At 38.3% G+C, this 12431-nt stretch carries 11 protein-coding genes and 3 pseudogenes; 8 read left to right on the top strand and 6 right to left on the bottom strand.

Annotated elements, in window-relative coordinates; all coding sequences use genetic code 11:
- Positions 1-948 carry a mannose-6-phosphate isomerase, class I gene (manA, locus tag GXP75_RS15215; protein WP_214919373.1) on the top strand — a complete coding sequence of 316 codons (948 nt, stop codon included), beginning with the start codon at positions 1-3 and terminating at the stop codon, positions 946-948.
- A 57-nt stretch (positions 949-1005) separates the two neighbouring features.
- Positions 1006-1119, top strand: a pseudogene (locus GXP75_RS15210) (hypothetical protein); the annotation flags it as partial.
- Between the two features lie 174 nt (positions 1120-1293).
- On the opposite strand, the gene GXP75_RS15205 reads toward GXP75_RS15210, so the two are convergent.
- The gene (locus tag GXP75_RS15205) at positions 1294-2193 is read right to left on the bottom strand and encodes a DMT family transporter (protein ID WP_242557190.1); all 900 of its coding nucleotides are present in this window, start codon (positions 2191-2193) and stop codon (positions 1294-1296) included.
- 133 nt (positions 2194-2326) lie between these two features.
- On the opposite strand from GXP75_RS15205, the gene GXP75_RS15200 reads away from it, so the two are divergent.
- Together GXP75_RS15200 and GXP75_RS15195 are read left to right on the top strand one after the other, a co-directional pair.
- Positions 2327-3775: an aminotransferase-like domain-containing protein gene (locus tag GXP75_RS15200; protein ID WP_242557189.1), complete on the top strand. Its 1449-nt coding sequence runs from the start codon at positions 2327-2329 to the stop codon at positions 3773-3775.
- Between the two features lie 225 nt (positions 3776-4000).
- Positions 4001-4774 (top strand): GNAT family N-acetyltransferase, encoded by a 774-nt coding sequence (locus tag GXP75_RS15195; protein ID WP_242557188.1) that lies wholly within the window; start codon positions 4001-4003, stop codon positions 4772-4774.
- An 83-nt stretch (positions 4775-4857) separates the two neighbouring features.
- Here the strand turns inward: GXP75_RS15195 and GXP75_RS15190 are convergent, their stop codons facing one another.
- Positions 4858-5619 (bottom strand): MBL fold metallo-hydrolase, encoded by a 762-nt coding sequence (locus GXP75_RS15190; RefSeq protein ID WP_214919413.1) that lies wholly within the window; start codon positions 5617-5619, stop codon positions 4858-4860.
- A gap of 283 nt (positions 5620-5902) precedes the next feature.
- On the opposite strand from GXP75_RS15190, the gene GXP75_RS15185 reads away from it, so the two are divergent.
- From GXP75_RS15185 to GXP75_RS21515, 3 genes and pseudogenes are all read left to right on the top strand, one after another.
- Positions 5903-6322: an Lrp/AsnC family transcriptional regulator gene (locus GXP75_RS15185; RefSeq protein ID WP_242557187.1), complete on the top strand. Its 420-nt coding sequence runs from the start codon at positions 5903-5905 to the stop codon at positions 6320-6322.
- A 72-nt stretch (positions 6323-6394) separates the two neighbouring features.
- A pseudogene (locus GXP75_RS15180) lies at positions 6395-6510 on the top strand (methyltransferase); the annotation flags it as partial.
- A gap of 218 nt (positions 6511-6728) precedes the next feature.
- Positions 6729-6815, top strand: a pseudogene (locus tag GXP75_RS21515) (TetR/AcrR family transcriptional regulator); the annotation flags it as partial.
- A gap of 39 nt (positions 6816-6854) precedes the next feature.
- Here the strand turns inward: GXP75_RS21515 and abc-f are convergent.
- The 3 genes from abc-f to GXP75_RS15165 form a co-directional block, all read right to left on the bottom strand.
- Positions 6855-8489, bottom strand: coding sequence for a ribosomal protection-like ABC-F family protein (abc-f, locus tag GXP75_RS15175; RefSeq protein WP_242557186.1), 1635 nt, complete (start codon positions 8487-8489; stop codon positions 6855-6857).
- Positions 8490-8966: 477 nt separating this feature from the next.
- Positions 8967-9395, bottom strand: a complete 429-nt coding sequence (locus GXP75_RS15170) for a hypothetical protein (RefSeq protein ID WP_214919409.1) — start codon at positions 9393-9395, stop codon at positions 8967-8969.
- Between the two features lie 266 nt (positions 9396-9661).
- A complete protein-coding gene (locus tag GXP75_RS15165) occupies positions 9662-10273 on the bottom strand; it encodes a DUF2306 domain-containing protein (protein WP_242557374.1) in 612 nt (203 codons plus the stop codon).
- Positions 10274-10874: 601 nt separating this feature from the next.
- On the opposite strand from GXP75_RS15165, the gene blaOXA reads away from it, so the two are divergent.
- Positions 10875-11681: a class D beta-lactamase gene (gene blaOXA / locus GXP75_RS15160; RefSeq protein WP_242557185.1), complete on the top strand. Its 807-nt coding sequence runs from the start codon at positions 10875-10877 to the stop codon at positions 11679-11681.
- Between the two features lie 112 nt (positions 11682-11793).
- Here blaOXA and GXP75_RS15155 read toward each other — a convergent pair whose 3' ends face one another.
- On the bottom strand, positions 11794-12264 hold the full coding sequence (locus GXP75_RS15155) for a DinB family protein (protein ID WP_061572254.1): 471 nt from the start codon (positions 12262-12264) through the stop codon (positions 11794-11796).
- Positions 12265-12431: the final 167 nt, after the last annotated feature.

Genomic DNA, 12431 nt, shown 5'->3' with positions numbered 1-12431 from the left:
GTGATGACTGAACCGTTATTTTTCAAGCCTGTTTTCAAAGAAAAGATTTGGGGCGGCACCGCTTTGGCTGCTTTCGGCTATGATATTCCGTCAGAACGAACGGCGGAATGCTGGGCTTTTGCAGCTCATCAAAATGGACAAAGCATTGTTCAAAACGGGATATACAAGGGGCTCACGCTCAGCGAATTATGGGAACATCATCGGCATTTATTTGGACATCTGAAGGGGGACCGCTTCCCTCTTCTCACGAAAATTTTGGATGCAAATCAAGACTTATCCGTTCAGGTGCATCCGAAAGATGAGTATGCAAAAACGCGTGAAAAAGGGGAGCTCGGAAAAACAGAATGCTGGTATATCATAGACTGCCAAGAAGATGCAGAAATCATTTATGGCCACAACGCAAAAACAAAGGAAGAACTGATCTCGATGATAGAAGTTGGAAAATGGGACGAGCTCCTGCGCCGCGTAAAGGTAAAACCGGGGGATTTCTTCTATGTGCCAAGCGGCACCGTTCATGCGATTGGGAAAGGCATTCTCATTTTAGAGACGCAGCAGAATTCCGATACAACCTACCGATTATATGATTATAGTCGAAAAGATACAGAAGGCAATTTGCGCGAGCTCCATTTGGAAAAGAGCATAGAAGTGATAGACGTACCATTTGCGCCAAATCAGCAAACGGTTCAATATGAACAAACAGATGATATGAGCATAGCCGTATTGATTGAGTGCCCTTATTTTTCAGTGGAAAAGTGGGATTTAACAGGATCAGCAAGTTTAAAACAGCAAAAATCATTCCTTCTTGTCAGTGTCATCGAAGGAGAAGGCCGGATGATCTCCGACGAGCGTACATATGACTTTAAAAAAGGAGATCATATGTTGCTGCCTTACGGGTTTGGGGAATTCAAACTCGCTGGGGATGCGGAGTGTATCGTATCTAATGTGTAAAATAAAACATTATGACCAGTTTTACTTTTTAAGTCGATATAGAGAACGAACCTAAGTGAAGAGGGTTTCTATGGCGACGATATTATTGCTGGAGCAGAGATGAATCTTATTAAATTCATAAAACCCGTGTATCCAGATGATGAACTGCATACGGTTGTTGAGGTACTAGATGTCTTAACTATGGATATGGATTAGAAAGAAACATACCAAATAATATTGGTATGTTTTTTTATTCCTGCATATTTTTATGAACCCGTCATTCCTGCAATGACATGAAGTAGAGTACTGATACCGTGCATCAAGGCGGTAAAGCAAAGAGAATTGGCGGTTTGACAGAAAAGGAAATTAGAACTTTCTAATCTCCTTTAACATCTTCATTTTGCTTCCTTTTATGTAGGTGAAACACACTCCGCTGACAGTAACCATTCCGCCTAGCATTGAAATAAATGCAGGCATTTCCCCTATCCACACCCAGGAAATCACCAACGTTAAAGCAGGTGTTACATAAAGTGAAATCGTTGCTTCAGAAGCACCGACGATTAAAGTTACATATGCAAGCGCAAAGTATGGGATGACCGTCGGGAATAAACCTAAGTAAACGATAGACAATGTGGAGTTCAGTGAGGCATTTACAAACTCCCCCCATAAGCCTGGCAGAAAAACAAGCATTGGTATGGTTGCACCCCAAATCGTGAATGTTACAAATGGAATAAAACCATACTTTTTTATATAACCGGCTTGAAAAACGAAATAAATACTCTCTGCAAAAGCTGCCAGCAGGATGAACAGAATCCCTTTCATTGAATGCGTATGGTCTCCTGTCCCAAATGAAATAAATGACACACCCAATAAACTTATGATAGAGCCAATCCATTTAGAAAAACCAAAATGTTCACCAAAAAACAGTCGAGACAAAACCGCAGAAAAGATTGGTGCTGTGGTTACGAGTAAGCTTGCAATCCCGGCACTAATTGTTTTTTCACCGATATTAAGCAAAATGTGATATAGTGCAAAACCTAAAAACCCTAATAATAAGATGACAGGGACATCTTTCATGTCAGGGAAGCGCATTTTAGTCAGCACAGCAAAAAGTAACAATGCCATAGATCCGATTAACAAACGAAATAAAGCAAGGTGTTCTGGTGTATAACATTCCAGACCTACACGAATTCCCGGAAAAGCTGATGCCCACAAACCAATCATAAGACTGTAAGATATGATGAGTTGAACAGTTTTCTTTTTCATGATCTTCACTCCTTCTCTACAAAAACCAACCAGTTATTTAGTGTGTTATATACTAATAGAGATTTGATAAAATGGCTTCAACCAGTTACGCAATTTTTGACCCAACCACTTTAGTAGAAGGAGACTGCTTTTGATGAGCTTTACAGAAGGAAAAACGGCTAGACAGCTTCCTAAGTACTTACAAATCATTGATTATATAAAAGAGAAAATAGGAAATGGAGAGTGGCCGATTGGAAGTATGATTCCAAGCCAGCGCACGCTTGCAAAAGACTTTCATGTAAATCGAAGCACGGTTATCACAGCGTTAGAGGAGTTGATGGCAGATGGGTTAATTGAAGGCAGAATGGGTAAAGGGACAGTTGTCATCAACAATACTTGGACACTGTTGGCTAAGAATTCTGCACCCAATTGGGAGAAATATGTAACTTCGGGAATCCAGCAGCCAAGCCGAAGAATTGTTCAAGAGATAAATAAATCAGAGTCAAATTCTGATCTTATACAGCTCAGCAAAGGAGAACTTTCAAATGAGATTTTTCCTTTGTCTGTTATGAAAGAGATTATGGGCAAGGTATCTCAAAACATAGAGGCGTTCGGATATGAGGAACCAAAAGGATACTTACCTTTAAGAGAGGCATTGAGTGATTATTTAAAAACAATTGGTATTCATGCTTCATCTTCTTCCATTCTTATTGTTTCAGGAGCACTGCAAGCCTTACAGCTTATATCAATGGGGGTTTTGCAAAGAGGATCAACTGTTTTTCTTGATCAGCCATCTTATCTTTATTCATTACATGTATTTCAATCAGCCGGAATGATTCTGACCGGACTTCCTATGGATAAAGAGGGGCTTTTGCCAAACCATATTCATATGACAAAGGGAGAACGGGGGAGAGCCATATTATATACAAACCCTTGTTTTCATAATCCGACTGGTATCTTAATGTCAGAAGAGCGGCGGAAAGAAATCCTTGCAGCAAGCGAGGAAACACAGCTTCCCATTATTGAAGATGATATATATCGTGAGCTGTGGATAGATGAAAACCCGCCATATCCTATTAAAACAATAGATAAAAACGGCCATGTACTATATGTAGGAAGTTTATCGAAAACGCTAAGCCCCGGCTTAAGGATTGGATGGATAGTCGGACCAGAGCCAGTGATTGAACGTTTATCTGACATTAAAATGCAGACAGATTACGGATCCAGTTCGTTATCTCAAAGAGTTGCGGCAGAGTGGTTTACATCTGGCCAATATCAGAGGCATTTAGAACATGTGAGAAATCAATTAAAGAAAAGAAGGCAATTTGTTACGAACGCTTTAGAAACCAATATGAAGAATGCAGCTGTTTGGACTATTCCAAAAGGGGGATTCTTTATCTGGTTAAAAATTTTGCCTTCGATATCTATGAAATTACTTTATAAAAAAGCCTTAACAAAAGGGATTCTTCTCAATCTTGGCAGTATCTATGCTCAGGAAAAAGGCAATTATATTCGCTTGTCATATGCTTATGCATCTCTTGAAGATCTTCAAAAGGGAATTTATGAATTAAGTTTGATCATTAAGGAACTGGCAAGTAAATAAATATGCATTCAATGTTGAGAACCTATCTATAAAAAAGCATACTAAACAATGTTGGTATGTTTTTATTTTTATACGTTCTTAGAAATTATTAGATGAATATGTAGAGGAGTAGGTATCTCCTCATCTTACTGGCTGTTCTAAAAATACAGAATTATCCCTTAAAAGAGGGGAATTCTTTTATGGATAGAATAAAAAGAGAGAATGTATTTGATAGGAGGATACAGTTTGCAGGAGGTAAAAAAAGAACAATATAGTGATGTCAAAGCATTGATCCATAATAAAGAAACATGTTGCCCGACATTTGTTTATTCAATATTAGAACAAACAATTCCAGGAGTTGTTTATGCAGATGACCAATCGTTTCTGATAGGAACCAGCTCAGGAATTTATTATGTTGCAGGGGATGAAAGGAATCAAAATGTCAATGAATGTTTCGTTGAATTATACAAAAAGAGAGCAGAATCCAAAAAAAGATTTACTCTGTTTTCTCCCAATCGTTCATGGGACAGCGTAATAAAAACTGTACTGCATAATGAATTGAATCAAATGATGCGATATGCGTTTTTTCAACAAATTTCTGCCATAAAGGCTTTTCAGCTTCCAAAGGGGTTTACATTAAAAAGAATAAATGAAGATATTATTTTAAGAAGCACTGAATTTCAAAAAGCTTATTATGAGGAATATTGGAGTTCAGTCTCGGATTTTTTAAAAAACGGATTTGGATTCGCTGTTTTGTATGACAATCATGTTGTCAGTGAGTGCACTTCCATATTTCTAGGCGGTAATCGTGCAGAAATGGATATCTATACACACGAAGAATATAGAGGGATGGGGTTCGCTTATATTGCTGGGAGTAAGTTTATAAATGATTGTCTTGAAAACGGCGTCACCCCTAGCTGGGATTGTGATACCAGCAACAAATCATCTATTCATTTAGCAAAAAAACTGGGATTTGAGATATCAACCAAATACTCCATCTTTTTTAAAAAACCAGGTTAAAAAAAACCCTTCTAAGGAAGGGTCTTTTGAGCACCAAGCTGACGGAGAATATTATGCTTATCCACACGAACTCTTTTCTCCATTTAAAATGAATATGATTCGCCATCATCCGGCACTAGTACATGAGATGGCATGCCTTTTTCATGAATAAAGCTTTTTAATTCTTCTCTGGATAACGCCCAATGGTTGACAGCTTCCATATGGCTCACAATTATTTTTGCATGAGGGGCAGCTTTATACGTTTCATAGATATCTTCTTTCCCCATAATGAGAGAGCCGCCTTCAAAGAATTGATTGTTTCCGCCGTTCACTACAATGATTTCTGGCTGGTGTGTATCGATCTCTTCTTGGATCGCATCATACCAAACCGTATCTCCGGCTATATATAACGTTTTCTCGCTTTGGTGTTTGAACATGACGCCGCATACAAGACCGGCAAGTTTTAAAATGTCTCCTCTGCCGTGCTCGCCTTTGGTTTTGATTAATTGAATACCTTCAAAGACTGTATTTGTTGTGAGAATCTCGACATTTTGAAAACCGGCGTTTCTTACTTCTTTCGCATCTTCTTCATTTTGTACAAACATTTTAATGTCTTTTGGCAACATGTCTTTGGCTGCATCATCAAAATGGTCTAAATGCAAATGAGTGACAATGACTGCATCAAGATTGTTGGTCATATGATCCACTGATGTCGGCAAGCTGACTAAAGGATTTTTTTGGTCTTGTCTTGGTGAATTTGGGAATGGAGGGTAAGTGCCCTTTTCTGCTAACATAGGATCTATTAAAAACGTTTTGCCTGCATATTCGACAACAAGTGTGGCATTACGAATTTGTTGAATGTTCATGTTAAAACTCCTTTTCTTTGATATACGTATAGCTTATACTATGACCAATCACCAAATACATGGATGAAATCAAGTCTTTTTGCCGTTTTACTTGAATGTTGAAAGAACCTATTACATGAACATCGAACGGGCTAAAGGGTATCCTGTTCGGAGAGAATGCAGGAGAAAACTAAAATAGTACGAGGGTTTTAAAAAGTGAATGTGTTTTCGGAACTCGGACATAGGGGGCCAATTTACCTTGCGCATACGATGTTTTCATATGCTTTTGAAAGGATAGGATATGATGTTGGATCACACGGATATGCGAATAATAGAAGAGTTATCTAAAAACAGTCGTATTACAATGAAAGAATTAGGAGAGAAAGTTCATTTGACGGGCCAAGCTGCTGCATCTAGAGTTGCCAAATTAGAAGATAACGGATTGATTGAGGGTTATACCATTAAAGTGAATCAAGACAAATTGGGATATTGTATCCATGCTTTGATTAATATCTATACAAAAAGTACGCATCATCAGCCTTATCTTTCCTTTATAAAAACACAACAGACATACGTTATCAATAATTATAAAATCAGCGGAGATGGCTGTTATCTTCTGGAATGCAGATTTCCTTCAAACGAATTGCTAGATGAATTTTTGGTAGGCTTAAATAAGCATGTAAACTATAAATTGTCTATTATTATTAATAATATGCAACAATAAAAATGCATAAAGTAAGAATATATATGCTAAAAAACCAAGGGTGTCAGCCTTGGTTTTTGTTATAAGGCGGAACATACTGAAGTGATGAAGACGTTTAATCAGACTGTGCGAATCATTCGCAATTGGAATCCATTCTTATTCCAATTGGTGACGGGGTGACTGTTGCAAAGGTAAAGAGCGGTGATTAACAAATTGCGAATATCAGCTGGATCTGTGGAGTTCTCTGAAAACAGGGGGCTGCTGCACCTGCTGTTGAACTGAACGGCCAACAATTGATGAAAAAAGGCACACAAAGACGTCCATTCACAGGCATCTTTTTTAATGCAGCTTTTTAGGACTTGAATTGAAATTTACATTCTCATGATCGATTTCATCAAATAAATTTCGGGTTCTTTGAATGGGACGGCTGAACATTCATCTGGTTAACGAGAATAAACAATCATTTGAGCGGTCTTTAGACATTTCCTTCGGTAATTTTTGGCGAGGGCTTGAAAAATACCAAGGGCGAACAGCCCTTGGTATCCCTAAAGCGCTATTGATCCAGTTCATTGATTCGTTTCGTAAGCTCCTTGAATGCCTGATCAAGCTCCTTGTACCCTTTATCATTTGGCGTCATAAAACTGAGCTTTCCCAGCACTTCTTGTCTTTCTGTCTCAAGCTGTAAGCGGAGCTCCTCCTGGTCATTTCTTTTGGCAGGAGCTTTGTTTAGTTGCTTTTGGATATGATTGTTGGAGATAACGAGTTTACTGTTCGTTGTTTTCTCGAGAAAATAACGGTCGTGTGATACCACAATCAGTGTGCCGCTGTATTGTGACAGTGTTTCTTCCAGCTGTTCGCGTGACGGCAGGTCGAGGTGATTGGTCGGTTCATCTAATATCAGCACGTCTTTTTCCTCTAAGATATATGCCATCAGCTTGCACTTTACACGCTCACCCATACTCATATGTTGAATTGGTTCTGTCCATTGAGAAGCTGTAAATCCCAATTGCGTCATGATATTCTGCACGTTTCCTCTCGCCTTGAACGTGTCTTGATAAAATAACTCCTCCGGTGTTTGTTCTAAAGGCAAATCAAATACTTCCTGTGTTAAATAACCGATTTTTGCAGATGGTGATATCCATACCTTTCCCTCTGCCGTTTCCTGTCCAAGAATGACTTTCAATAAGGTTGTTTTTCCGCTGCCGTTTGGGCCTGTAATGGCAACCTTTTCTCCGTGCTGAATCGTAAAGCGGGCGTTTTGAAACAGTGTCTTTTCGCCAAATGACTTCGTCAGGTTTTGAACCTCCAAAAACCGTTTTCCTGTTTTATGAGTTGTATCAATTGAAAAACGAACAGTATATTCCGGATCGACAGGTTCAGCCTTTGTTTTTTCGAGTTCTTTTTCAAGCCGCTTTTGTTTCGATTTGATCTGGGCATCTGTGCGCTTTGCTTTTACACGATGGTATTCTTTAAACCCTTCTTTTTTCGTCGATTGTGCGTGGGCTTTTTTCGACCATGAAGTGAGTTCTGTCATTTGTGCTTCAATCCGTTCAATCATTTTCTGCTGCTTTTCATATTCGCGCTGCTGGGTCAGTCTTTTCTCTTTCCGGAACTTCATGTAACCAGAGTAATTCCCTTTGTATTCAGTCAGCGTGTGGCCCTCGATTGACCATATTTTCGTGGCAGCTTCATCTAAGAAATACCGATCGTGCGAAACGAGAATGACAGTGCCGGTAACATTTTTCAGCTGTTGAATGAGAAATTGCAAGCTTATATCATCAAGATGATTTGTCGGTTCATCTAACAGGAAAAGGTCTGCATCCTCTGATAGTCCTTTTGCCAGCCGTGCTTTCAGTTTTTCTCCGCCGCTTAACTGGCTGAAATCACGGGCTGGCACGTTCCATTTCTCCAGCAGTTTCACTTCGGCAGGTGTCTGATTCTCAAAGGAATACGATTCAGTCTCCTGTTCAACCAGCACCGTTTTTAAGCCGTGCTGCATCCATTGGATTTGTCCCTGTGACGGAGTTAGGTCCTTATTGATCAGGTGAAGCAGCGTCGATTTTCCAGCCCCATTTTTACCGATAATCCCAATGATATCTCCTTGTTGAACGCTGGCATTTATGTTTTTAAAAACGGTAAGATCCTTCACTTCATAGCTGACGTTTGTAAGTTTTAATCGTTCTTTCATCTATATCCCTCGCTTTAAGGGAGAACAAAAAAATCCTCCCAAGTGTTTTGGAAGGATTAGCCGTGCCTTTGCCATGATCAAATAAGCTATTCTTCAGAAATAGCGCTTACGTATATAGAAAATGGGCAGACTAATCCTATTTTGTATGATTTGAAATATCAATTTCAAACGTTAAAAATAAGATTAGTTAATCATCGTCCACCCATCATCCCTTCTCATGTTATTAACATCAATATAGCATAAACTCATTTGTTAAAGCAAAAGTAAATTGGAATTCATTTCAAATTTCCCGCAAGGCACTTCGATATAAAATAAGAAGTCAGCAGGTATTTAATATTGGAGCCTCTGGGGACAATACGTTCTTAGCCAAGAAATGGTGAAAATGATTGGTTGGGCTAGTCGGAAGCAAAAGGACAAGAAACCTAAAATAAAGGAGTAGACATTTGTCTACTCCGTGTTTGGTAAATCGGAACCCCATCACTCCGCTTTTTTCAAGACATCTCTATTAATCTTTAAGGTTGCATTTGATGGGGTAAGTGCGTCATCGGGAGTTGAAACATCTCCATTTTCACGACTTATTTCTGCATAATGAACGACCTTCTCATGATTAACAAATACAATTAAATAAATATCATCTCTATAATCTATGCTGCTCGGATCCTTGAAATTTATACCGAGTTGCTCATTTATGCTTTCTTGCGGGGTGTAAGGCGGAAATATATAAGCTTTATCCCAATCAAAGTCTGTTAAGGAGTTTAAGTCAATTTTCTCCACACTGTTTTTCTTGAAAGCCGAATTGATAGATTCTTCTAGTTCTTTATTGTGTTTTCCATTATATAGTGAAAAACTCACTAGAATACTTACTAGAATAATTAGAAAAATAGACACCAAAACTAGTTTCCTCACAAAAAATCACTCCTAATATACACTTGGAAAAATATTGTTAATAGAAGCTTATCATAATTTTCGTTTTTCAGAACAACAATTTGATATTGCTCAACTTTGCTTAGTTGGAATATGTATTGGTGGCGTGTCCTTAAAGTAAAGGAGTAGATATCCAATTTATCTGGTATTTCCTTTTGGTTGTTAGGATATAAGTGTGTCTACATGCATCAATGGTTATTTTGACTATATATCAAAAGTGTTATTATGGCGCTCACCATGTTTGGAGATCACAGGGTGTTTAGTCTCTTTTTAAAAATAAACCGAATGATATATTCAGCTGTGACAAAGTTAAGCGTAATGGCCCCATAAACTCCTATCGTGTAACTGATTTCATAAATGAAGCCCAATCCGTTAGTGCACATAAAAGTAATCATATGAATGAACAAATTGGTAAAGCAGAATAAATAGCTTCGAATCATCCACTTCCGATGTTTGTCGAACTGCTTTCGTCTAACCTGATATATAGCGATTATCGTCATCGCCGGCCAGATGATATTCACCATATTAAAAGCTATACTTACGATTCTTCCTCCGGTCGAGTGAGGTGCCATATAGCCCGATGACAGTGTCACAATAAGTACAGAAATGAAATAGAAATAACCATTCAATCGATGGAGCTTACGGTTTCTTATTAATATTTTTCCGGAGAAATTAATTGCTCCAGTTAACATGGCGAAACATGCAAAAATCACATGCACATACATGATATTTAACCAAAACGGAAGATTAAACGAATCACGCAGTACAGTTTTATGGCTTAGAAAATCTTCAGATTGCGAGTCTGTAACCAAATTCTCAAGCAGAGTGTAAGAAATATAGATTACGATAAAAATCAGCATTGTCGAATACATGTATGTCCTTTTTGGACCTTGAAACCTTCTCTGACTCAGTTTATGTTCCTCCTTCAATGGATGCTGTTAAGTGTGTTGCTTTGCTTTTTTCATCATAGAAGAAGGGGCCTTTAATGGCAAACCGCTATTGAAGGGAGGCCGCGGAGCATATTTTGTTGAGAGTAGGACTATGTTCGCTTAATCGTCTCCACATTCCCAATCGACGAAAGGAAATCATCTAAATTTATAGGTGAAGAAAAATGTAAGATGTGGAAAAAACAATAGGGTTTGTTTATACTGAAAATTGAAAAAGGAGGGAGTTGTTGCTTGTAAAACCTTTCATTAGTTCTCAAGTCTAAAAATGGCTTTTATGTGGCGAACAATAGGTGGGCGCTCAAAAGTAAAGGCGGAAAAATTGTTGGTTCAGGTATGCCGCGGAAAGTTATCCAGATTGCCTTTCATACAAATAACGGAATGATTATCGTTGGTTAAAGCATCTGCTCTGTTTGCAGAAAAAGTATTTCTTCTATATTTCTGACCTAAACTCTAAGTTCTGAAAAATAAAGTCTCTCTGCTTAGTGCTGAGCGGAGACATTTGAGGTGAATAAATATGAAAAAACGCAAGATGCCAGCAGTTTTCTTAGCATTGATCGGTGCAGCCGGTCTATTATTTACTACAAGTGCACAGCCAATAAGCGAAGCTAGGGCTGCCGAAAAGAATCTGAATATCAAAAAGCTCGATGTCGATGAATTTTTTGCCGATCATGACGGAACGTTTATATTACGTGATATGAATAAAGACAAAACATTTATCTATAATCATGAACGCGCCAATCAAAGGTTTGCACCGCAATCGACTTTTAAAGTTCCTAATGCACTCATTGGCTTACAAGTAGGAGCTGTAGAAGATGAATATTCCATTAAATATTGGGATGGCGTGAAGCGGGAAATTGACATCTGGAATCAAGATCACACGCTTGGGTCTGGGATGAGGAATTCTGTTGTTTGGTATTATCAAGCGATGGCCCGTGACATTGGAGAAAGCCGAATGAAGGAATGGATCGAAAAAATTTCCTATGGCAACCAAGATATAAGCGGTGGAATTGACCAGTTTTGGTTAAGCAGCACACTCAAAATTTCTCCAATAGAACAAACGGACTTTATGGAAAGATTGTATAAGGAGAAGCTTCCTTTTGATAAGGATGTCATGAAAACAGTAAAACGGATGATGATTCAGGCGGAAGAAGATCACTCTACTCTTTACGGAAAAACAGGTTCAGGGACAGGCATAGGGTGGTTTGTCGGTTTTGTGAAAAAAGAAAATCGAGCGTATAGTTTTGTTACGAATATTGATGGAACAGGTGCAGAAGCTAAAAACATCACAATGGATATTTTAAAGAAATATAAGTTATATTAATTTTATTGTGACGGTTTTGGTGTCGAAAAAAAGACTAAAGAGTAGACTATGTGTCTACTCTTTTTTGTATTTCGGGAGATTGCTTGAAAGGTATTGTGACGCCTCAATAAGCTTAGTCCCAAATCCGGACCCTTGGAACGTCTGCACTTCTTAAATAATCCAATAACTGACCGGCATGAACAGATTCATGATAGGCAACCCGCAGCAGCATGTCACCTAAATCTCTTATGTACCCCGCATCAGTTCGGTCAATTTTTATATCTTCTAAGTCTTTTTCGGAAAATGTTTTGATCGTATCGATGAACTGATTGCGATATGGCTCCGCAAATGCCAATTCATCAGTTACAGTGGTGAAAGGTCTGTGTTCGAAAGGGGAATTGAAGACGGATAAACTCCCTCTATTTTTAATTGCTAAATGGTAATAATGTTCACTTTCCAATACGTGCCGAATCATTTCTGAACAACTCATTGCTTCATGATCTGGCTTCCAATGGAGCTTTTCTTCAGGAATAGACGTCCATAATTTTATGCTTCTTCTTCTGACTTCTTGAAAGTTCAAAATGATTACATCAATTGAGTTCATACAATATCCCCCTTTGATAGATATAACTTCATTATACAGGAATAAATGTTCGTTAGTTAATCAGCTTTAACTGTTAAAAAGATATGGTACAATATACAAATGTTTTGCCGTCTTTTATCAATAGCAGAACACAAAATGAAGTCAGAACATAAAGGAAAGGTTTTGAT

Source organism: Bacillus sp. HU-1818, assembly GCF_022695965.1.
GTDB classification, from domain to species: Bacteria; Bacillota; Bacilli; order Bacillales; family Bacillaceae; genus Bacillus; species Bacillus atrophaeus.
The sequence above is the reverse complement of the archived record's forward strand: the minus strand, read 5'-3'. Positions and strand labels throughout refer to the sequence as shown.

Bases quoted from the DNA above. Each gene is read 5' to 3' on its own strand.
- GXP75_RS15205 (WP_242557190.1), bottom strand. From the start codon at position 2,193: ATGAAAAAGAAAACTGTTCAACTCATCATATCTTACAGTCTTATGATT.
- GXP75_RS15185 (WP_242557187.1), top strand. From the start codon at position 5,903: ATGTTGGATCACACGGATATGCGAATAATAGAAGAGTTATCTAAAAAC.
- GXP75_RS15155 (WP_061572254.1), bottom strand. From the start codon at position 12,264: ATGAACTCAATTGATGTAATCATTTTGAACTTTCAAGAAGTCAGAAGA.
- GXP75_RS15200 (WP_242557189.1), top strand. From the start codon at position 2,327: ATGAGCTTTACAGAAGGAAAAACGGCTAGACAGCTTCCTAAGTACTTA.
- GXP75_RS15190 (WP_214919413.1), bottom strand. From the start codon at position 5,619: ATGAACATTCAACAAATTCGTAATGCCACACTTGTTGTCGAATATGCA.
- blaOXA (WP_242557185.1), top strand. From the start codon at position 10,875: ATGAAAAAACGCAAGATGCCAGCAGTTTTCTTAGCATTGATCGGTGCA.
- GXP75_RS15165 (WP_242557374.1), bottom strand. From the start codon at position 10,273: ATGCTGATTTTTATCGTAATCTATATTTCTTACACTCTGCTTGAGAAT.
- abc-f (WP_242557186.1), bottom strand. From the start codon at position 8,489: ATGAAAGAACGATTAAAACTTACAAACGTCAGCTATGAAGTGAAGGAT.